General features: G+C 73.5%; 19 protein-coding genes and 1 pseudogene. 11 read left to right on the top strand and 9 right to left on the bottom strand.

Features of this window, described 5'->3' with window-relative positions:
* Positions 1-60: 60 nt before the first annotated feature.
* From ACGFZK_RS07180 to ACGFZK_RS07160, 5 genes are all read left to right on the top strand, one after another.
* The gene (locus tag ACGFZK_RS07180) at positions 61-270 is read left to right on the top strand and encodes a hypothetical protein (RefSeq protein WP_393847817.1); all 210 of its coding nucleotides are present in this window, start codon (positions 61-63) and stop codon (positions 268-270) included.
* A complete protein-coding gene (locus tag ACGFZK_RS07175; RefSeq protein ID WP_393847816.1) occupies positions 257-1,672 on the top strand; it encodes an amidase in 1,416 nt (471 codons plus the stop codon). Before ACGFZK_RS07180 ends, ACGFZK_RS07175 begins: the two co-directional genes overlap by 14 nt.
* Before the next feature lie 128 nt (positions 1,673-1,800).
* Positions 1,801-3,075, top strand: a complete 1,275-nt coding sequence (locus ACGFZK_RS07170; RefSeq protein WP_393847815.1) for a pyroglutamyl peptidase — start codon at positions 1,801-1,803, stop codon at positions 3,073-3,075.
* Between the two features lie 200 nt (positions 3,076-3,275).
* On the top strand, positions 3,276-4,394 hold the full coding sequence (locus ACGFZK_RS07165; protein ID WP_393847814.1) for a mechanosensitive ion channel family protein: 1,119 nt from the start codon (positions 3,276-3,278) through the stop codon (positions 4,392-4,394).
* 171 nt (positions 4,395-4,565) lie between these two features.
* Positions 4,566-5,321, top strand: a complete 756-nt coding sequence (locus tag ACGFZK_RS07160) for a DUF4118 domain-containing protein (RefSeq protein WP_393847813.1) — start codon at positions 4,566-4,568, stop codon at positions 5,319-5,321.
* Positions 5,322-5,331: 10 nt separating this feature from the next.
* On the opposite strand, the gene ACGFZK_RS07155 is transcribed toward ACGFZK_RS07160, so the two are convergent.
* Complete coding sequence (locus tag ACGFZK_RS07155) at positions 5,332-7,398, bottom strand: SpoIIE family protein phosphatase (protein ID WP_393847812.1); 2,067 nt, start codon at positions 7,396-7,398, stop codon at positions 5,332-5,334.
* Positions 7,399-7,901: 503 nt separating this feature from the next.
* On the opposite strand from ACGFZK_RS07155, the gene ACGFZK_RS07150 reads away from it, so the two are divergent.
* Positions 7,902-8,351 (top strand): GNAT family N-acetyltransferase, encoded by a 450-nt coding sequence (locus ACGFZK_RS07150; protein WP_393847811.1) that lies wholly within the window; start codon positions 7,902-7,904, stop codon positions 8,349-8,351.
* A 70-nt stretch (positions 8,352-8,421) separates the two neighbouring features.
* Here the strand turns inward: ACGFZK_RS07150 and ACGFZK_RS07145 are convergent, their stop codons facing one another.
* From ACGFZK_RS07145 to ACGFZK_RS07130, 4 genes are all read right to left on the bottom strand, one after another.
* Entirely contained in the window at positions 8,422-9,174 is a 753-nt protein-coding gene (locus ACGFZK_RS07145) for an anti-sigma factor domain-containing protein (RefSeq protein ID WP_393847810.1), read from the bottom strand.
* Positions 9,171-9,695, bottom strand: a complete 525-nt coding sequence (gene sigK, locus ACGFZK_RS07140) for an ECF RNA polymerase sigma factor SigK (protein ID WP_393847885.1) — start codon at positions 9,693-9,695, stop codon at positions 9,171-9,173. The genes ACGFZK_RS07145 and sigK overlap by 4 nt, the downstream gene beginning before the upstream one ends.
* 264 nt (positions 9,696-9,959) lie before the next feature.
* Positions 9,960-10,379 (bottom strand): ATP-binding protein, encoded by a 420-nt coding sequence (locus ACGFZK_RS07135; RefSeq protein ID WP_393847809.1) that lies wholly within the window; start codon positions 10,377-10,379, stop codon positions 9,960-9,962.
* A 79-nt stretch (positions 10,380-10,458) separates the two neighbouring features.
* The gene (locus ACGFZK_RS07130; protein WP_393847808.1) at positions 10,459-10,806 is read right to left on the bottom strand and encodes a hypothetical protein; all 348 of its coding nucleotides are present in this window, start codon (positions 10,804-10,806) and stop codon (positions 10,459-10,461) included.
* A 478-nt stretch (positions 10,807-11,284) separates the two neighbouring features.
* Between ACGFZK_RS07130 and ACGFZK_RS07125 the strand changes: the two are divergent.
* Positions 11,285-11,422, top strand: a pseudogene (locus ACGFZK_RS07125) (molybdopterin-dependent oxidoreductase); the annotation flags it as partial.
* A gap of 44 nt (positions 11,423-11,466) precedes the next feature.
* On the opposite strand, the gene ACGFZK_RS07120 reads toward ACGFZK_RS07125, so the two are convergent.
* A complete protein-coding gene (locus tag ACGFZK_RS07120) occupies positions 11,467-11,886 on the bottom strand; it encodes a molybdopterin-binding protein (RefSeq protein WP_393847807.1) in 420 nt (139 codons plus the stop codon).
* Positions 11,887-12,075: 189 nt separating this feature from the next.
* Between ACGFZK_RS07120 and ACGFZK_RS07115 the strand changes: the two genes are divergently transcribed.
* From ACGFZK_RS07115 to ACGFZK_RS07100, 4 genes are all read left to right on the top strand, one after another.
* Positions 12,076-12,732, top strand: a complete 657-nt coding sequence (locus tag ACGFZK_RS07115) for a DUF2278 family protein (RefSeq protein ID WP_393847806.1) — start codon at positions 12,076-12,078, stop codon at positions 12,730-12,732.
* 130 nt (positions 12,733-12,862) lie between these two features.
* On the top strand, positions 12,863-13,498 hold the full coding sequence (locus ACGFZK_RS07110; RefSeq protein WP_393847805.1) for an ATP-binding cassette domain-containing protein: 636 nt from the start codon (positions 12,863-12,865) through the stop codon (positions 13,496-13,498).
* Positions 13,495-14,361, top strand: coding sequence for a metal ABC transporter permease (locus ACGFZK_RS07105; RefSeq protein ID WP_393847804.1), 867 nt, complete (start codon positions 13,495-13,497; stop codon positions 14,359-14,361). The genes ACGFZK_RS07110 and ACGFZK_RS07105 overlap by 4 nt, the downstream gene beginning before the upstream one ends.
* Positions 14,319-15,116 carry a metal ABC transporter solute-binding protein, Zn/Mn family gene (locus ACGFZK_RS07100; protein ID WP_393847803.1) on the top strand — a complete coding sequence of 266 codons (798 nt, stop codon included), beginning with the start codon at positions 14,319-14,321 and terminating at the stop codon, positions 15,114-15,116. The genes ACGFZK_RS07105 and ACGFZK_RS07100 overlap by 43 nt, the downstream gene beginning before the upstream one ends.
* A gap of 111 nt (positions 15,117-15,227) precedes the next feature.
* Here the strand turns inward: ACGFZK_RS07100 and ACGFZK_RS07095 are convergent, their stop codons facing one another.
* The 3 genes from ACGFZK_RS07095 to ACGFZK_RS07085 all read right to left on the bottom strand — a co-directional run bounded on the left by ACGFZK_RS07095 (position 15,228) and on the right by ACGFZK_RS07085 (position 19,146).
* Positions 15,228-15,581 (bottom strand): VOC family protein, encoded by a 354-nt coding sequence (locus ACGFZK_RS07095; protein WP_393847802.1) that lies wholly within the window; start codon positions 15,579-15,581, stop codon positions 15,228-15,230.
* A 95-nt stretch (positions 15,582-15,676) separates the two neighbouring features.
* On the bottom strand, positions 15,677-17,341 hold the full coding sequence (locus ACGFZK_RS07090) for a class I adenylate-forming enzyme family protein (protein WP_393847801.1): 1,665 nt from the start codon (positions 17,339-17,341) through the stop codon (positions 15,677-15,679).
* Positions 17,338-19,146 carry a CoA transferase gene (locus ACGFZK_RS07085; RefSeq protein ID WP_393847800.1) on the bottom strand — a complete coding sequence of 603 codons (1,809 nt, stop codon included), beginning with the start codon at positions 19,144-19,146 and terminating at the stop codon, positions 17,338-17,340. The genes ACGFZK_RS07090 and ACGFZK_RS07085 overlap by 4 nt, the downstream gene beginning before the upstream one ends.

Raw genomic sequence — 19,146 nt, 5'->3', positions numbered from 1 at the left:
CAAGCCATTAGCTTTTAGGCGGCGTGATCCTCCGCCGTCCACCCTGAAGGAAGGCAGCACATGTCCGCCTCAGACCTCACCCCTCACGAAGCCGCCCGCTGGTCCGCACGGTCCGGGCTTCCGCTGGCGCGGGACCGCCACGCGGGAGTGGCGGCCACCGCCGACCACATCCATGCCGTCGTATCGCTCCTGCGCGAACTGGACTTCGGCGAGACACCGCCCTCCGCGGTGTTCCGCGCGGGAGGGGAGCAGCACGATGCAGCCGTATGAGCTGACCGTGGCCCAGGCGGCCGGGGCCGTACGCACCCGGAGCATCTCGCCGGTCGAACTGGTGGATGCGGCCCTGGAGCGCATCGCACGGGTCGAACCGCGCCTGCGGGCCTTCGCCACCGTCACGGCGGAGCACGCGCGCGCGGCGGCGCTCCGGGCGGAGACCGAGGTCGCCGATGGCACGCACCGGGGCCCCCTGCACGGGATTCCCGCCGGGCTGAAGGACCTCATCGACGTCGCCGGGGTGGCCACCACGGCGAGCTCCCGGGTACGGACGGGGCATCGGGCGGAGCGGGACAGCACCGTGGCCGCGCGCCTCGCCGCGGCCGGGGCGGCGTTCGTGGGCAAGACCCACACGCACGAGTTCGCCTACGGCCTGACCACCCCTCAGACGGCCAACGCCTGGGACCCGGGCCGGGTGGCCGGCGGCTCCAGCGGCGGGTCGGCCGTCGCCGTGGCCGCGGGCACGGCCGCCTTCGCCCTGGGGACCGACACCGGCGGTTCGATCCGGGTGCCCGCAGCCCTGAACGGGGTCGTCGGGCTGAAACCGACGTACGGCCTGGTTCCGCGCCACGGCGTGACCTCGCTGGCCTGGTCGCTGGACCACGTGGGCCCCCTCACCCGCACCGTGGAGGACGCGGCGCTGGTCCTGACCGCTCTGGCCGGACACGACCCGCGCGACCCGGCGTCCGTCGCGGTCCCGGCCGTGGACTACCGGCCGGGCCCGGGCACGGATCTGACGGGGCTGCGGGTCGGGGTGCCGGGCAACTACTACTTCGACCGGGTCGACCCCGAGGTCGAGGCCGCCGTCCGCCGGGCCATCGCGCGGCTGGAGGAGCTCGGCGCCCGGCTCGTCGACGTCGAGATCCCGATGACGCGATACGTCCGGGCGATCCAGTGGGGCCTGATGGTGCCCGAGGCCTCCGCCTACCACGAGCGGACGCTGCGGACGGTGCCCGACCTGTACGGGGCCGACGTCCGCGTCCTCCTGGAGGCGGGCGAGCTCATGACCGCCGGGGACTACCTGCGGGCCCAGCGCGCCCGCACCCTCCTGCGGCAGGCCTGGCAGAACATGCTGGAGGCCGTCGACCTGATCGCCGCACCGACCGTGCCGCTCACCGCCGTGAAGTCCGGCCGGACGGACGTGGTCTGGGCCGACGGCAGCGTGGAAAGCGTCGCCGAGGCGTACGTTCGGTTGTCGGCCCCGGCCAACCTCACCGGCGTTCCCGCGCTGACCGTGCCCGTCGGCCTGGACTCGGCCGGCCTGCCGATCGGCATGCAGCTGATGGGGAGGCCCTTCGGTGAGGCCGCGGTGCTGCGCGCGGGCCACGCCTACGAGCGGACCGGCACCACGCTCGGTCCGCCGCCGGAACCGGCGCCGGACCCCGGACCTGGCCCCTGACCCGGCCGCGTAGCCGGATCGTCCTCACGCGCCGAACCGGCCGTATCTGCGGCGGAGTCGAGCCAGTCGCGGCGGCTGCGGCCGGTGTGTCTGGTGGGGGTCGCGGGCGCTATGTAATGTCACATCGCATGATGCTCTTACGGCGTGCGGCGTCGGCCGCCGCCCTTCTCGCCATCGTCCTCCCGCTGGCCGTCGCCTCGCCCGCGCACGCAGCCGACGGCGCGTCCGCCTGCCGCACCTCCGCATCCGTACCGCTCGACGCCGAACAGGCGCGGCTCGCGGACGCGCGGACCACGGCCCTCGTCGAGCGCGGCGGGTTCGGGGACTTCGTACGGCGCTTTCCTGCCGCGCTGTGCTCGTCCCGCAGCCCCGCCGAGGCCGGCCGGCTGGTCGGCTCCTGGGGCGAGGCGCTCTGGCAGGCCTCCGTACGGCGGGCCCAGGGGCAGCGGCCCGGCGGCGACCTCGCCCCCGGGGACGACCGGCCGCTGTACTGGGCCCGGCTCGGCATGACCGCCGCACTCGCCCGCTGGCAGCCGGAGTTCACCGTCGACCGGGCCGCGCTCCGCGCCCGGCTCGAGGACGCCTCCCGCGGCCTGACGAACAACGCCTTCCGGACCGCGCCCGGGGTGCGCCGCGTCTTCATCAGCGGGTTCGACCCCTTCGGGCTCGACGCCGAAATACGCCGCGCCAACCCGTCCGGATCGGCCGCCCTCCAGCTCAACGGACGGCGCGTGACCCTCGCCGACGGCAGCCTCGCCGAGATCCGCGCCGTCGTCCTCCCCGTGCGGTACGCCGACTTCGACGCCGGCATGGTGGAGCGGGCGTTCGCCGCGCGCTTGGCCGGCGGCCCGGCCGCGGCGGACATGATCACCACCGTCAGCCAGGGCTACCCCGGGATCTTCACCCTGGAGGCCTGGGCGGGCCGGGCCCGGTCCGCCGACCCGTACCCCGACAACGTACGCGCCCTCTCCGGCGGTACCCGCGAGCGTCCGGTGACCGCCCCCGGCCTCGGCCCGGGCCCGGAGTTCATCCCGACCACGCTGGCGACCGACGCGGTCACCGGCGCGGTGCAGACCCCGTACCCGGTGCTCCTCAACACCGACGTGACCGAGATCCCGGCGGGCGGCACGGCTCCCGTCGACCGGACCGACGGCCCCACGCCGGGCTCGCGGGCCGTGGAGGGCGGCGGGGGCGGCTACTTGTCCAACGAGGTGGCCTACCGCTCCAACCGGCTGCGCACCGAACTCGCTCCGCACCTGCCCGGCGGACATCTCCACACCCCGGTGCTCACCGGCCTGCCGGCCGATCCCCAGCAGCTGACCGGGCCCGAGTTCGAACGCAACGAGAGCGCGATCACCTCGGAGGTCCGCGCGGTCCTCGAACACGCCGCGGCCCGCCGGTAGCAGCAGCCCCGCCTGCGGCGCGTCGCCCTGCCATGGGGCAGGATGGCAGCCCGTTCCGGATGCGTACACACGCCCGAACGCGGCTTCACGCACGACAAACTGACAGGTGACAAGGTGACGACACACCCCATACGACGACGGCCGGCAGCGCCCGTCGCCACCACTCCCCCGGGCCGGCGCCGCGCAGCGGAGGGCGTCCGTTGACCCGGGATCTCGTCCTGCACGACTGGCTGGTCGCCGGTATCGCGCTGGCGGCGGGCGCCGCGGCCGGGCTGCTGCTGCGCGCCCTCCTGCGGTGGCTGGGCCGGCACGCCGAGCGGACCCGGTGGCGGGGCGACGACGTCATCGTCGACGCGCTGCGCACCATCGCCCCCGGCGCCGCCCTGATCGCCGGCGCCGCGGTGGCGGCCACCACCCTGCCGCTCACCGCGCGGGTCTCGGGGTTCGTGAACCAGTCGCTGACCGCACTGCTCGTCCTGATCGCCACGATCAGCGCGGCGCGGGTCGTCGCGGGCCTCGTCCAGTCCGTGGCGGGTGCGCGTACCGGGGTGGCGGGGTCGGCGAGCATCTTCGTCAACATCACGCGGATCGTGGTCCTCGTGATGGGTGTGCTCGTCGCCCTGGAGACCATGGGCGTGTCCATCGCGCCCCTGGTCACCGCTCTCGGCGTGGGCGGTCTGGCGGTGGCCCTGGCGCTGCAGGACACTCTCGCCAACCTGTTCGCCGGTGTGCACATCCTCGCCTCGAAGACCGTGCAGCCCGGTGACTACATCCGGCTCAGCAGCGGTGAGGAGGGCTACGTCGTCGACATCAACTGGCGCAACACCGTGGTGCGCAACCTGTCGAACAACCTGGTCATCATCCCCAACGGGCGTCTCGCGCGGACGAACATGACCAACTTCACCCAGCCGGAGGCGCAGTTCTCGATCCTGGTCCAGGTGGGCGTGGGCTACGAGAGCGACCTCGAGCACGTCGAGCGGGTCACCCTCGACGTGGTCGGCAGCGTGATGGCGGAGGTGAACGGCGCGGACCCGCAGCACGAAGGGGCCGTCCGCTTCCACACGTTCGCGGACTCCCGGATCAACTTCACGGCGATCCTGGGCGTCGGCGAGTTCAGCGACCAGTACCGGATCAAGCACGAGTTCATCAAGCGCCTGCACGAGCGGTTCCGGGCGGAGGGCATATCGATCCCCGCCCCGACGCGTACGGTCGCACTCCACCGGGATGACGTCCAGGCGCCGGCGTCACCGCACGCGCCGGTCCCGCACCAGCGCGACACGTCGCCGTCGGCGTCGATGCTCGCGGACAGCGGCCGATAGGGCTGCCCGCCCTCGCCCGGACGTCGGAACGTCGCACTCCGCGCACGTTCCGACGTCCGGGGGCAAAATCCGTGTGTGGTACGTCAAGACCTCACCACGGCGGGTGCCTCCGCCCTGCGCGGTGGGCAGAGTGCCGGTGCGAGATCGTCACGTCCGGACGGGAGGCAGCACATGCCCGGGTACCGACTCCACGACCGTGCCGCACTGTTCGGGGCCCTCGTCGTGCCCTTCCTCGTGGCACTCGCGCTCGTACCCTTCCGCGCGTACCTCTCCGCGACCAACGAGGCCCTGGTCCTGGTGGTCGTCGTGGTCGCGATCGCGGCCTGCGGTACGCGGGCCGCAGCGGCCCTGGCCGCCCTGTCCGCGGCGGCCTGGTTCGGTCTGCTCCTCCTCGCCAGGCCCTACGAGCGGTTCGCCCTCGCCGACCGGGAGGAGATCGAGACGGCCGTCCTGCTGCTCGCCGTCGGCTTGATCGTCTCGCAACTGGCCGTCCGCGCCCGCCGGCTGGAGGCGGACGTGGTCACCGGCGCCGCGCATCTGTCCAGCCTCCAGGGCACCGCGCGGCTGACCGAGCAGGGCGGCTCACCGGACGCGGTGGTCGAGTTCGTCCGTCAGGAGCTCGTCGGTCTGCTGCGGCTGCGCGGCTGCCGCTTCGAGTACGGGACGCTGATCGGGCGCCGACCGCGGCTCGAGCGCGACGGCGGCCTGTGGCTGCGCCGCGGCAGCGAGGTCACCGGGTACGCCGACTGGCCGGACGGCGAGACCGAGCTGCGGGTCGTCGGGGGCGGGCACTACTACGGCCGTTTCCTCCTCGACCCGTTCCCCGGCCATCCCCTGCCCCCCGAGGAGGCCCGCTCGGTGGCGGTGGCGCTGGCGGCGCTGGCGGGCGCCGCGCTGGACACGGCCGGGGTGTGCCACCGGGGCTGAGCGACGCCGCTCACCGCCGGTCGCGGTGGACGCGGGCGAGAACGAGGACCGTGTCGTCGGCCGGCGGGTCGGGCAGCAGGTTCGCGAGGATGCGGTCCGCCGCCTCCTCCAACGGCTCTCCGTTCCTGCCCAGTTCGCGGCGCAAGGCGTCCAGCCCGGTCTCGATGTCCCGGCCCCGCGCCTCGATGAGGCCGTCGGTGTACAGGGCGAGGGTCGAGTGCTCGGGCAGTTCGATCCCGGTCGTGCGGAACGGGCAGCCGCCGACGCCCAGCGGGACCCCCAGGACCTCGTCGACGGCCTCCACCGTGCCGTCCGGCCGGAGCACCAGGGGCGGTGGGTGGCCGGCGCTGGCCATGCGGGCGCGTCCGCTGCGCGGGTCGTAGACGATGTACAGGCAGGTCGCGAGCTCGATGCCGGCCTCCTGGGCGCACGCGTCGAGTTCGGTGAGGAGCTCGGCGGGCTCGCTGTCGTGCCGGGCCAGCGCCTTGGTGGTGATGCGGAGACGGCCCATGGCGGCGGCCGCCGACACGCCGTGCCCCATGACGTCGCCCACGACGAGGGCGACCCGGCCGTCCGGCAGGTTGATCATGTCGTACCAGTCGCCGCCTACCTCGGTGATCCGGCTGCCGGGCACGTACCGGTGGGCCACGTCCACGTACGGGCTGGCCGCGAGCGTGCTGGGGAGCAGGGCGCGCTGCAGGGTCAGGGCGATGTCCTGCACCCGGCTGTAGAGACGGGCGTTGTCGAGGCAGATCGCGGCGCGCGAGGCGAGCTCACCGGCCAGACTGACGTCCTCCGGGGAAAAGGGCGGGCGGGCGGCGGACCGGCCGAACATGGCGATTCCCTGGACGGTGCCCCGGGCGACGAGCGGGGCGACGAGGATGCAGGCCACCCCGCTCTCGGCCATGAGCCGTGCGCGTGACTCGATGACGACGGTCCGGGCGAGGAACTCCTCGTCCACCATGGCCGAGATGGCACGACCGGTGCGCAGCATGTCGTGGATGACGGAGCCCGGCGGGTACCGCACCTTGTCCACGCCGCTCACGAGTTCGACGGCCGGGGCGGAGAGGGTCGTCCCCGAGGCGATCCGGCGGGTGATCAGCGGTCGTCCCGGATCAAAGTCCTCCGCCTCGTCCATCCACTCGACGATCTCGACGACGGCGCCGTCGCAGAAGTCCGGCATCGACGCGTCGACCAGTTCCTGGGCGGTGACGTTCACGTCCAGGGTGGTCCCGATCCGGGTGGAGGCCCCGTCGAGGAGCGCCAGCCGGCGGCGGCTGGCGGTGGCTTCCAGGATGGCCCGTTCCCGGTCCGTCACGTCCACCATCAGCCCGCCCACCCCGGGGCGCGAGCCGACCGCCTGGCTCAGCGGAAAGAAGCTCACGGAGCGCACCTGGTCGCGATCCGGATGTCCCCGGGGGCGTACACCGACCAGCGTCCCGACGACCGGAGCTCCGCCCCGGGCGACGGCGCGGAGCATGCGCTCGTACTCGCCGCCGTCGGACATGATCATGACCTCGTCCATGTGCCGCCCGAGGTGGGCCTCGATCGGCAGGCCGTCCATGTCGGCGAGCGCCTGGTTGAGGTGGATGTACCGGAGGTCCTGGTCGAGCATGACCAGGCCGATGGGGCAGGTCTCGAAGAGGGCGTCGACGAAGGCCAGGTTGGTCTTGACCCGGTCGAGTTCGTCGCTGCGGCTCGCCAGGACCATCACCACCGAGGGGCCGCCGGATCCGGTCACGGAGAAGGCCCGGAAGCCGCAGTCGAAGGGCGTGCCGTCCTGGTGCCGGGCCGTCAGGCGCCCCCGCCAGTAGCCCTGGGAACGGCCCTGTTCCGTCAGCCGGGCGCACGACGGCGACGTGCCCCGGGATCCGTCGGCGAAGAGGAGGGCGCCGGGCCGTGCCAGGACGGCGTCCGGTTCGTGGCCGAAGAGGCCGCGCGCGCCGGGTCCCCAGTAACAGACCAGGTCGTGGTCGTCGATGCCGAGGACGGCCACGGGCACGCGCTCCAGCAGCGACCCGGGCTCGGACCAGATCGGGCCGTGGGTCTCCTCGCCCCCCGGCAGAGCCGATGGCACGAGACGTCCCCTTCCGCACGCCGTTCCCTCCCCATCATTATGCGGACGCGCCGGGTGGCGCGCGGCAGGAGGAGGGTCGGAGTGCACCCTGCGACGCGGCAGCGCCACCGTCCGGCATTCACCAGATGCAGTGCCGTTCCCGGCCTGCACATGCAATCCGGATGGCCTCTTTTACCTCTTGGGTGATCCACTGACGTGGGACATGCCCGACCCGCTCGATCCCGTGGCCGGAACCAGAAGCCGCCGGGGGCTGCTCCTGGTTGACTGGGCCGTGGCCACCACCCTCCGGACCGCTTGGCGGCTCTCGCGGTCACGGAGTGACCTGGTGCAGGAAGCCCCTGCACGCCGACAGCGGTGTTCGGTGTGCAGGGGCCCCACCGTCACCTGTACATCGCGGCGCCTGCGCGGCCGGTGTTTCGACACCCCGGCACCTGCCGGGCCCGCCGGACTCCCGCATGATCGAACTTCTGCACCCACCTTCGATCATGCGGGAGTCCAGTCCTATGCCCGACATCAGCGTGCGTTCCGTGCGGGACGCGGATTTCGCCCAGTGGCGCGCCCTCTACCGCGGCTACGCCGACTTCTACAAGGTGGAGCAGACCGAGGAGGCGGCCGCCACGGTGTGGTCCTGGGTGACCGACCCGGGCCACGAAGTCGGCGCCCTGGTGGCCGAGGACTCCGAGGGCCGGCTGCTGGGACTCGCCCACTACCGGCCGTTCGCGCGCCCGCTCTCCGCGACGGTCGGCTGCTACCTCGACGACCTGTTCGTGGCACCGCAACACCGCGGCTCCGGCGCCGCCGACCTGCTGCTCGGTGCACTGCGCGCGCTCGCGACCGAGCGGGGCTGGAGCGTGGTCCGCTGGATCACGGCCGACGACAACCACCGGGCGCGGTCCAAGTACGACCAGGTGGCCAGGCGGACCATGTGGGTCACCTACGACATGACCCCCTGAAGCCCTGACCCGATTCCCGTCCGGCCAGGGTGGATCGGGGCGGGGCGGATCGGGTCGGGTCGGGTCGGCGTCAGGCGGGCAGGTCCATCAGGAGCAGCGGGGCCGTGGTGGGCTGCGGGGACCCCCCGGCGGGTTCGAGGGTGAGGCCGACCGCGGTGGCATCGGCGGTGTCGCCGTCGATGGGCACGGTGCCGTCCTGCGCGATGAACCCGGCCGGGCTCAGGGTGCCCTCGTGGTCCAGCCAGAGCTGATAGGTCGTGCCGGGGGCGGGCGCCGGCAGCCCGCCGGCGGTGAAGACGGCCTTGTTGCGCAGGGCCGAGGAGACGACCGTGGCGGAGGCTCCGTTACCGGTCCGTCCGTGAACGGCGCGGGCGTCGGGAGCGGCCAGGACCGCGCTGACGTCGTCGAGGCGCTGCTCGGTCTGCCGGACCTGCGCTTCGTAGTGGCGGGCTTCCTGGTTCTGCCAGGCAGCCAGGCCGGCGAACAGCGCGGCGGCGGCCACGCTCGCGGCCACGACCAGCAGGCCGGCCCTGCGGCGCAGCGGGCAGCGGAGCGGGACCGGGGTCAGGGCGATGGAGCTTCGGGGCGGGAGTTGGCGTACCCCGTCGACGGCCGCCATGGTCCGCTCCTTCATGGCGGCGGGCGGCGGCTGGGCCACGGCGGCGGCCAGGCGCGCGGCGGTGGCCCGGAACTCGGCCACCTCCTGTCGGCACTCCTCGCACTGGGCGAGGTGGGCGGTGAACGGCTCGTGTTCGCCGGGGTCCAGGGCGTTCAGGGCGTAGACGGCGCCGAGGGCGTGGACGTCGGGCGGGCGACGGCTCATGTGGTCACCCCCATGCAGTCGCGCAGCCGGATCAGTCCGTCGCGCATGCGTGTCTTGACGGTGGGAAGCGGTGTGTGAAGGGCTTCGGCGACCTCGCGGTAGGTCAGGCCCCGGTAGTAGGCCAGGGTCACCGCCTCGCGCTGGAGTTCGGTGAGGCCGCGCAGGCAGCGGCGGACCTGTTCGCTGTCCAGGCGGGTCTCGACCTGCTCGGCGACCTCGTCGAACGCCGTGCGGTGCTCGCGGGCGGCCTGCGCCTGTTCCCGGTCGGCGGATGCCTGGGCGTGGCGGACCCGGTCCACGGCCCGCCGGTGGGCGATGGTCGCCGCCCAGGTGGTGACGCTGCCGGAGTCGGGCCGGTAGCGGGCGGCCTGCCGCCAGAGGTCGATCATGACCTCCTGGGCGACCTCCTCGGACTGGGCCCGGTCGCGTACGACCTTGAGCGCGATCCCGTGGACCAGGGGGGCGAGGGCGTCGTAGAGGACGGAGAACGCCTGCTTGTCGCCCTGGGCGACCTGCCGCATGACCTGGGCGAGGCCGGCGGGGCCGCGGCCGGGTTCGGGACGGGGCCCGAAGGGGTTCGGCTGGTTCACGGGGCGGGCTCCGACCGTGGCGACCGGACGCAGGGTCCGGGGGCGGCCGGCCGGGGGCGGGGTGTCCATCGCATGGTGGTCCTTGTCCGGCCGGGGGATCGTCTGAGGGTTCTTCGTAGCGGACGTCTGCGCGGATGGGCGGGCATGCACGCGCGGGAACGGCCGCCGGTTCCCTCCTTCGAGGGATGCCGGCCGTCAGGTGTCCGGCCAGGTGATCACGGCGATGACCTGCTTGCCGCGCGGTGAGCGGCTGACGAAGACCTCCGCGCCGAGCGCCCGGACGATCTGCAGCCCGCGCCCCCGGGTGGCGAGCGTCCCGCATCCGGGGCCCCGCTGGGGCAGGGAGACGGAGCCGTCGCTGACGCAGATGCCCGCCCGGCCTCGCTCGAGGCTGATCGTGAGTGCGTACGGGGGCACGGCGTGCCGCACGGCATTGGTGACCAGCTCGGAGGCGATCAGCAGGATGTCGCAGGCGGCCTCCTGCGGGCAGCGGCAGGGGTGCAGGGCCAGGGTGCGGGCGGCGCTGCGGCGGGCTTCCCGGGCAGCGTGCGGCCCTGACGGCAGGGGGTGGTGCACGGTGCCCGGCCGCGCCGGGGGTGCGGTTGCGGTGTCCATGACGGTTCCTCGCTGTACGAGCGGTTCCGGGCGGGGTACCGGGGCGACGGCCCCGGAACCCCTTGACACCGGTTCGGCGCTACCACTTGCTGTGGCAGTTCCAGTGGCCCGGTACCCATTGCTTGCTCCAGTGGCCGGAGCTCTTGTTCCATCCATCGTCGTGCCAGTTGCCGTGCCGCCACTTCGCGTCCCAATGGCCCTTCACCCAGGTGCACCGCTCATGGCGGTCCCACCGGTCCCACCGGTTCTGACGGTGGTCACGGTCACGGTCACGGTCACGGTCGCCGGTGAGCGTCGAGGTCACCGTGGCGGACGCCGCCGGGGCGGCGTTCGCGGTGCCGGCGAGGCCCAGCAGCGATCCGCCGGCCAGCAGCCCGGCCGACGCGGCCCCCACGAGCAGACGCCGCGTGTACAGCGAACCGGTCATCGCACCCACCTCCTTCCCTTCATCGGACGGTCTTCGGTTAAGCGGCCCCTCCAACCTCAGGAGCCTCATCAGGGATTCGCCACGAACCGGGCGAGGGATTGGAAAAACCTCAGGAGGGAGGAAAAGGCCGCAGGCGAAGGCGTCCACCCCACCTACCGGCGAGTACGGCATCTGCCGGGTGAAGTCGCTGATTTCGGCGCATCTGCCGCCGGATCCCGCTGATGCATTCTGCAGGCTCCATCCGCACACCCCGCCCCGCCGCGGCTGTCCCCGACCTGGTTCGACGCCGTGCCGAGCGCCTCGGTCAGACCGAAGTCCCGAGAACCACCACGGATGCGTCGCAGGCGCGGCAGCAACAACAACACCGTGCGCGCCTACGCGATCTGCAGCGGGAACGCCGTCAACGCCAGCGGCGCCACCGTCAAGGTCCGGCACAGCGATGCGAGCGGCCCGACCGCGGCGACCAGCGGCCGGACACTTCGGGGACGGCCCGGTGCTGCTGGCCACCCGCCTGGACGGGGCGGACCTGAACGGGTCCGGGGCCCGGCTGGTGGTCCCCTCGGACCGGTGCGGGGCCCGCTGCGTCAGCGCGGTCACGAACGTGTGGTTCGGCGCCCTGGCGGCGCCGGGCATCCGACGGTGTCCGGGGCCGTGTGCGGATCAGGCGGTGGCGAGGGAGATCTCGGTCGACTTGATCAGCGCCATGACGGAGGAGCCGGCGGCCAGGCCCAGCGCCTCGACGGCGTCGGCGGTGACCGCCGCGGTCAGTCCGCCACCGTTCACATTGACCTTCACGACGGCCATGGCCGGGCCGGTGGCGACGTCGGACACCGTGCCCGTGATCTGGTTGCGGATGGAGATGTTCTCGACCGGCCCGGTGGCCAGGGCCACCTCGGTGGCCTTGACGAGGGCCTTCACCGCGGAGCCCGCGCTGATGCCGAGTTCCTTGACGGCGTCGGCGGTGATGGCCGCGGTGATCTCCTGACCTCCCTCCAGACGGACCTTGACCGCCGCCATGGCCTCGCCGACGGTGACGGCGGTGACGGTGCCTGCGATCTGGTTGCGGATGCTGAGACTCATGAAGCTTCGACCTCTTGCGTAGGCGGTTGGTGCGGTCCCGAGCGGCCGCCCGGGATCGACCGTAGGGCCACCCGATCCGGCCGGCGTCGACCTCCTCGGGTCGGCGAGCCGGAACCACCCGACCGGCTGGCCCCGCACATGGCCGAGCCCTGATGGCCCGCCACGGGACCCGGTGCTTCACTGAGGAACATGCCATTCGACCACTACGGCGTACTGGCCGGAACCTTGCACCAGCACTTCCGCGACACCCCAGACATGGAAGGCTCCTGGTACCACGTCAACCTCCGGGTCGACGCGCCGGACGGGCGGTACAAGTGCGCCGTCGACGTGGACAGCCACGACTCGGACACCGGTGTGCAGTGGAAGGCCTTCACCCTGGACGCGTCGGCACTCGGGCCGGTCCCCGCACTGGCGCCGGGCTACCACGAACTCGCCCGCACGGCCCGCTCCGGCGCCCTCGACTACCTCCGCCATCCGGCCCTGCGCAGGCGGCCGGCCTGGCCCGCGTGGCTGCCCGGCCCACTGCGCGAACTCCTCGACCGGCTGCTGAAGTCGTCCCCGCCCTGGACCTCCGGTTCCAACCTCGAGGCCGCCACCGCCTTCGAGCCGATGCTCGTCGTCGGACGGCCGATCCTGGTCTTCGGCGAGCCGTTCGACTCCGGGCTGGGCATGCACAACGTCCACCAGAACCAGGGCGACCCGTACGGCAGCCGGTGGTGGCCCGAGAACGGCATCTGGCAGGACGGCGCGACCATGACCCGCCGCCCCGACGGCCGCTACGACGTCTTCCTGAACAAGTTCTCGTCCCAGAAGGACCCCACGGACGCCGACGGCCACCCGGTCTGAGGCCTTCCACCCCACCCTCCCGAACGGTTCCCGGGCAGCCGGGAACCCCGGGCGCCCCGCATCCGACTACTGCGGTGTGGGAGGCGGAGCTTCGCCTCCCCGCACAGCGGAGGACGAGTGTGGGGGTGTGATGGGCGGGCTGGATGTGCGGATGCGGGAGGTCGTGTGCCGGCACGGACGGGTCGAGGCCGTCGCCGACGTCGATCTGGAGATCGCCGCCGGTGAACGCGTGGCCCTGACCGGCACCAACGGCTCGGGCAAGACGACGCTGCTGCGCGCCGTCCTCGGCCTGCACCGCCAGACGACCGGCTCGATCCTGGTCGGCGGCCGCGAGGGACGTTCTCCCGCGGAGTGGGCCTGGCGGCGCCGGGCCTGCGCCTGGATCCCGCAGAAGCCGGCCGCCGGCCGCTTCCCGCTGCTGGGCGCCGAACTGCTGGCCGCCAGCAACGCCCCGGCGGAGGCGGCCGAGGCCGCGCAGCGGCTCGGTGTGGGCCCGCTCGTCGGGCGGCCCCTGCACACCCTCTCCGGCGGCCAGTTGCAGCGGATGTACCTGGCCCGGGCGATCGGCTGCATCGCCGCGGGGGCCGAGTTGCTGCTGGCGGACGAGCCGACCGCCGCGCTCGACTTCGACGGGCAGTCGGAGGCCGCGGACGTCCTCACCTCCCTGCCCGTGACCCTCATCGTGGTGACCCACGACCGGGCCCTGGCGGACCGCTGCGACCGCGTGCTGGAGATGGCCGCGGGCCGGCTGCGGGAGGTCCGGTGACCCTCGCCACCGCCGACCTCGGTGAACTCCTCCAGCTGCTGCCCGTGCAACGGGCGGGCGTGGCCCTGCTGCTGGCCGCGATCGGTCTGCCGGTCATCGGTGTGGTCATCGTCGGGCTCGACATCATGCCGGTCCGGTTCGCGATGATGCACGTGGCCCTACTGGGCATCGCCGTGGGCCTGCTCACCGGGCTCGACCCGATGCTGTGCGCGCTGGTGGCCTGCGCGCTGGCAGGTGCGGGCGTGGCCCCGCTCGCCCGGACCCCGGACGGGCTGTCGGGGGCGATGGGCCTGCTGATGAGCCTGGCCATCGCCGCGGCGCTCCTGCTGCTGGCCGTTTCCGGGGTCAACGCCTCCGGCGCCTTCGCCCTGTTGTGGGGGTCGATCCTGTCGGTGGGCACCTCCGACCTCGTCGTCCTGGGCGTCCTGGCCGTCGTCGTGCCCGGCCTGTTCTGGTGGCGGCGGCGCGAGATCGGCCTGTTGCTGTACGACCGTGAACTCGCCCAGTGTTCCGGCGTGCCGGTGCGCGCGCTGACGGCCGCACTGCTGGTGCTGGTCGCCATCGCGGTCGCCGGGGCGATCAAACTCACCGGCGCACTGCTCGTCGACGCCCTGACCCTGCTGCCCGCACTCGCCGCGCGCCGCCTGGGCAGCTCGCTGAAGTCGATCACCCTCTGGGCGGTCGGCATCGGCGTCGCGGTGAACCTGACGGGGTTCCTGCTGGCCCTGTGGCTGGACTGGCCGCCCGGCCCGGTCCTCGTCCTGACCGCGGGGGCGCTGGTCCTCGCGGTGCATTTCATACCCGAACGGAGAATCAGCTCATGGCGCGCACCAGCGTCCGTATCCCTTCCCTCCTCGCACTGAGCGCGGCCCTCCTCCTGACCGCCGCCTGCGGGAACGACGCCTCGTCCGAGGCCGGCGAGCAACCGCACGACGGGAAACCGGTCGTGGTCGTGACCACCACCTGGGAGGGCGCCTTCGCCAAGGCCGCGGGAGCCGAGGACGTCAAGGTCATCGTGCCGCAGTCGGTCCACCACGCCCCGGACTACGACCCCAAGCCGTCGGACCTCGCCGCCGTGGCCAAGGCCGACTTCGTGCTGTACGCGCCCTTCGAGCCGTACGCCGCGAAGATCAAGGAGGCTGCCGGCTCCAAGGCGCGGCTGGTCGAGGTGAACCTCGACAACGACCCCGCCAAAGCGGCGGCCGAAGTCGCCAGGCTGGGCGGGCTGTTCGGCACCGAGGATGCCGCCACGCGGTGGAAGACCGGCTTCGACACCGAGTATGCGCAGCTGAACAAGGAGGTCCAGGCGGGCTGGCCCGGTGGCCGCAGCCCGTCGGTCGTGACGCAGGTGTTCACCGCGTGGTCGGCGAAGCTGGCGGGCGCGACCACGGTGGGCACGTACGGCCCCGAGGCCGTGACCCCGGCGCAGCTGGCGGAGCTGGCGGCGAAGAAGCCGGAACTGGTGCTGGACAACGCGCACATGTCCACGGGCACGGTGCTGCCCGACTCCGGAGCGAAGCAGGTCAAGATCGTCAACTACCCGGGTGAGGACCTGGACCTCCTGGCGGTCTACCGCAACGCCGCGGCCGAACTGAAGAAGGCCATGGGCAGCTCCTGAGCCCGGACGGCCTCAGGGCCTCAAGGTCTCACAGCCTCAAGGCCTCAAGGCCGCGCTCGAGCACGAGGCACCGCTCGAGCGCGGCCCGCTGCCGCCCGCGGAAGGACGCCGTCAGGCGGGCTGCCACAGCTCGACACGGTTGCCCTCGGGGTCGGTGACCCAGCCGAAGCGGCCGACGCCGTCCATGTCCTGCGTCTCCCCGGCCACGTCCGCCCCTTTGGCGCGCAACTGCGCGAGCATTGCGTCCAGGTCGCGGACGCGGAAGTTCAGCATGGTCTGCTGGGTGCGGGACCCGAAGTAGTCGGTCCCGGACTCGAACGCCGCGAAGACCGTCGGCCCGGCCGCCTGCTGCCACAGACCGTACTCATCGGTGTCCAGGCCCAGGCAGTCGCGGTACCACGCGCTCAGGGCCGCCGGGTCGGCCGCCCGCATGAAGTGTCCGCCGATTCCAAGCACACGTTCCATGCGGCCATCCTGCCAGGACGCCGCCCGGGCGGCCCGGCACCACACCACCGATCGCAGGGACGGGCCCCGGCCCCGTCGGGGCCGGGGCCCGTCCCTCATCCCGCCTGGGCGAGCGGGACCTCGGCGAGGAGCTCCCGCAGCGCCGCCCGGTCCGGTTTGCCGGCCGCCGTCAGGGGCAGTTCGGCGAGCAGCAGGAGCCGCTCCGGGTGCTTGCGCCGTTCCAGCCCGCGCCGTGTGAGGTGTTCGCCGAGGGAGGCGAGCGTGGGGTGCTGCCCGCCCCGCGGTACCACGCAGGCCGCCAGCCTCTCCCCCATCAGCGGGTCCGGGACGCCGACGCAGGCCACGTCCCGGACCTGCGGGTGCGCGGTGAGTTCGCGTTCCACCTCGGCCGGGCTGATGTTCGCGCCGCCGCGGATGACGATGTCCTTGAGTCGCCCGACGATGTGCAGGACGCTGTCGGAGTCGAGGTACCCGAGGTCACCGGTGCGGACCCAGCCGTCGGGCGTACGGTAGCGCGCGTCCAGGTCGGGGGCGCCCACGTAGCACAGCGGGGTCATCGGGCCGCGCGAGATGATCTCGCCGACGGCGCCGTCGGGCAGCGGTCGGTGCGTGTCGGGATCGGCGATCCGGATCTCGGCGACCCGGGGGTCGGGATGGCCGGCGACGACCCCGGATCCGTCGGTGGGCGGCACCGTGCTGCCCAGGCCGGTGTGGCAGTTGACGCCGTCCGCGGAGCCGTAGAGGTTCACCACGGAGCAGCCGAAGGCCTCGGCCGCGGCGGCCGCGGTGGTCTCGTCGAGGGGCGCCCCGCCGAGGACCAGCGCGGTGGGCGCGGGCAGCTTCTCGTCCGTCCCGTCGAGGCGCTCCAGCATCATGCGGACCATGGTGGGCACGCCGAGGATGTGCGTCGGCCGGTGTTCGCGTACCGCCTCGATCGCCGCTTCCGGGGTGAAGTGGTCGAGCAGGACCAGGGTGCCGCCGTGCCGGGCGAGGGTGACGGCGGTGCCGTTGGAGCCGAAGGCGGAAGCCAGCGGTACGAGGAAGAGGCAGCTCGGTGGGGTCCGGTCCGGGATGAGGGAGGCGAGGAAGTTTCCGCGGCCGCCGGCCAGCGCGTTGTGCGAGTACGCGATCATCTTCGGCTCGGCCTCGGAGCCGGAGGAGACGAGGATGCGCGCGGCGCTGTCGGGGTCGGGCCGGGCGGGCACGAATCCGCTGGGATCGGAGCGCAGCAGACCCGATAGCAGAATCGTTCCTTCAGGGGCGGATCCGGGCCGCCCCGCCGCGATGACGTGGCGCAGCGCCGGGAGCGCGCCCGCGAGCGTGCTCAGATCCGCCGCGTGCCGGAACTCCCGGTGCTCGGTCGCCGCGATGACGGCGACGGCCTCGGCACGGCGCAGCAGGCACTCGGCCTCGAGGACTCCCCGGCCCACCGGGAACGGGAGGGCGATCGCGCCGAGCGCGGCCAGCGCCAGATCGGCGATGACGGCGCTCCGGTTGTTGGGCAGTTGTACGCCGACCACGTCGCCCGGGCCGATGCCGAGTTCCCTGAGGCCGGTGGCCAGACATCGCACCTTGCGGTCCAGCGCGGTGTAGCAGAGCTTGCCCTTGGCATCGATGACCGCCGTCCGGTGCAGGTCGGCGATCTGGCGTGCCCGGAAGAGGCTGTAGAGGTCGAGATCGGGGCAGGTGCCGTCGACCACCCAGGAGCGGCGGAGTTCGGCGGGCAGCAGGTCGTGCAGGACGAGCCTGTCGGCGGTCATACGAAGCTCCAGGGGTCGGGGACTGCGGGCGCGCCGTGCGCGTCGCGGCTGATCGAGCCGGTGAAACGCGGATCGCGGTGCAGATCGGACAGCTCGGTGGTGACCGCGGTCGCGGTCAGCCCGTGCTCGTGCAGCCGGGCCAGGGCCTCGGTCGTGGACAGGCCGGCCAGGTCGTGGCCGGCCACGGCGTGGGCATCGGCGTCGGCGGGCGCGAGCCAGCCGTCCGCCGTCCGCCGCGGGAGGCGGAACCCGGCCGGTCGCCGGGGGTTCTCCCCGCGGGCCGTCCGGCGCAGGGCGGGGGCGGTCAGCGTGTCGGCCGCGCCGAGCAGGGAGGAGTCCACCCGGACGCCGTGGCCGGTGCGTTCGCGCAGCAGCAGCCCGGCGAGGACGGCCTCGGCGCCGAGCAGCCCTCCGAGTACGTCCAGCAGGGTCATCAGTGAGGGCGCCGGGGGCACTCCCTCGGGGCGGACGGCTTCGCCGACGCCCGTCCGGGCCTGGACCATGAAGTCGGTGCCCATGGGGGCGTCCTCGATCCGGTCGGCCCAGCCGCTCGTGTACGCGTAGACGAGCGCGGGATTGACCCGTGCGAGGTCATCGGAGTCGAGGCCGAGCTCGGCGGCCTTGCCGGGCGCCCAGTTGTGCAGGAAGACGTCGGCACCGGCCGCCAGCTCCCGTAGACGATGCCGGTCGACGTCGCGCTTGATGTCGATCTCGACGGCCCGCTTGCCCCGGTTGAGGGCGAGCCAGCGCGCGGAGATCCCGGAGCAGGCCGGGGGCATGCCGCGCAGCGGGTCGCCGCCCGGCGGTTCGATCCGGATCACGTCGGCTCCGAGGCGCCCGAGCAGGTGCGCCGCGAGCGGTGCCTGGATACGGCGGCCCGCCTCCAGCACGGTCAGCCCGGCCAGCGGGGCGCCGGGCAGGGGGCCGGCGGACGGCCGGTGCGGTCCGAGGGACATGGACCCGGCGACCGTCGGTACCAGGGACCAGGGGGCAGCGCCATCGTGTTCGGCGGCCCGTTCCGCGAGCGGGTGCAGGGCGCACACCTCGGCGCCGTAGGCGGTCGCGGCCCGGCGGATCCGCTCCCAGGTGTGGCTCCGCGCCGTGAGGTGGAGGGCGGCCGGGAAGGGGGCGCAGGCGGTGGCGTAGCGGAACTGGAAGGGCCGCCAGCCGGCCCGCAAGGCCTCGGCCGGTGCCTCCAGAGCCTTCCAGAAGGCCGCCCAGGCTCCCGGATCGAGTGTCTCCAGTTCGAAGAGGACGCCGTCGGCGGAGGTGAACGGAGGTCCGCCCGGGGCGAGTTCGGCGGCTTCTCCCTCGTCGGCCCCGGCGGCGGCGAGGTACTGGGATACCGCGAGCAGGCCCGCCCGGTCCGCGCCGGTGGTGACCGCGGCCGCGGCGCCGCCGCGGGCCTGGCCCACGAGGGCCGCGAGCAGCCCCTGCACGGTCAGGACGCCGGTGGCCGTGGCCGCGTAGTCGACCGCCAGGCCGCGCGGGCCGCCGTCGCGTCGGCCGTGCACGGCCATGATGCCGGTGGCGGCCTGCACCGTGGCCTCGTCGGCGAGCCCGCGTGCGCGATCCCCCCAGGTGGCCCTCGCGTGCGCCGGGTCGAAACCGCCGCCCGTGAGCGTGGTGCCGCCGTCGCCGGCGGCGCCGCCGGTGGACGCGTCCCCGGGTCCGGGGCGGTCCGTCCGTGCGCCGAGCAGCCGCAGGTGATCGGTGACGACGCTCGTGATCTGCGGGGGCCCCGAGGTGTCGAAGCGCAGTGTGTCGAGCGGCCGGACCGTCTGCGTGGTTGCTGGTGACGCCAT

The sequence above is a fragment of the Streptomyces sp. NPDC048257 genome, assembly GCF_043201855.1.
GTDB lineage: Bacteria > Actinomycetota > Actinomycetes > Streptomycetales > Streptomycetaceae > Streptomyces.
Note: the sequence above shows the minus strand (reverse complement) of the source record. Positions and strands in the feature narration are given on the sequence as shown.

Bases quoted from the DNA above. Each gene is read 5' to 3' on its own strand.
- ACGFZK_RS07180 (WP_393847817.1), top strand. From the start codon at position 61: ATGTCCGCCTCAGACCTCACCCCTCACGAAGCCGCCCGCTGGTCCGCA.
- ACGFZK_RS07175 (WP_393847816.1), top strand. From the start codon at position 257: ATGCAGCCGTATGAGCTGACCGTGGCCCAGGCGGCCGGGGCCGTACGC.
- ACGFZK_RS07170 (WP_393847815.1), top strand. From the start codon at position 1,801: ATGATGCTCTTACGGCGTGCGGCGTCGGCCGCCGCCCTTCTCGCCATC.
- ACGFZK_RS07160 (WP_393847813.1), top strand. From the start codon at position 4,566: ATGCCCGGGTACCGACTCCACGACCGTGCCGCACTGTTCGGGGCCCTC.
- ACGFZK_RS07150 (WP_393847811.1), top strand. From the start codon at position 7,902: ATGCCCGACATCAGCGTGCGTTCCGTGCGGGACGCGGATTTCGCCCAG.
- ACGFZK_RS07145 (WP_393847810.1), bottom strand. From the start codon at position 9,174: ATGAGCCGTCGCCCGCCCGACGTCCACGCCCTCGGCGCCGTCTACGCC.
- sigK (WP_393847885.1), bottom strand. From the start codon at position 9,695: ATGCGGCAGGTCGCCCAGGGCGACAAGCAGGCGTTCTCCGTCCTCTAC.
- ACGFZK_RS07135 (WP_393847809.1), bottom strand. From the start codon at position 10,379: ATGGACACCGCAACCGCACCCCCGGCGCGGCCGGGCACCGTGCACCAC.
- ACGFZK_RS07130 (WP_393847808.1), bottom strand. From the start codon at position 10,806: ATGACCGGTTCGCTGTACACGCGGCGTCTGCTCGTGGGGGCCGCGTCG.
- ACGFZK_RS07120 (WP_393847807.1), bottom strand. From the start codon at position 11,886: ATGAGTCTCAGCATCCGCAACCAGATCGCAGGCACCGTCACCGCCGTC.
- ACGFZK_RS07115 (WP_393847806.1), top strand. From the start codon at position 12,076: ATGCCATTCGACCACTACGGCGTACTGGCCGGAACCTTGCACCAGCAC.
- ACGFZK_RS07110 (WP_393847805.1), top strand. From the start codon at position 12,863: ATGGGCGGGCTGGATGTGCGGATGCGGGAGGTCGTGTGCCGGCACGGA.
- ACGFZK_RS07100 (WP_393847803.1), top strand. From the start codon at position 14,319: ATGGCGCGCACCAGCGTCCGTATCCCTTCCCTCCTCGCACTGAGCGCG.
- ACGFZK_RS07095 (WP_393847802.1), bottom strand. From the start codon at position 15,581: ATGGAACGTGTGCTTGGAATCGGCGGACACTTCATGCGGGCGGCCGAC.
- ACGFZK_RS07090 (WP_393847801.1), bottom strand. From the start codon at position 17,341: ATGACCGCCGACAGGCTCGTCCTGCACGACCTGCTGCCCGCCGAACTC.
- ACGFZK_RS07085 (WP_393847800.1), bottom strand. From the start codon at position 19,146: ATGGCGTCACCAGCAACCACGCAGACGGTCCGGCCGCTCGACACACTG.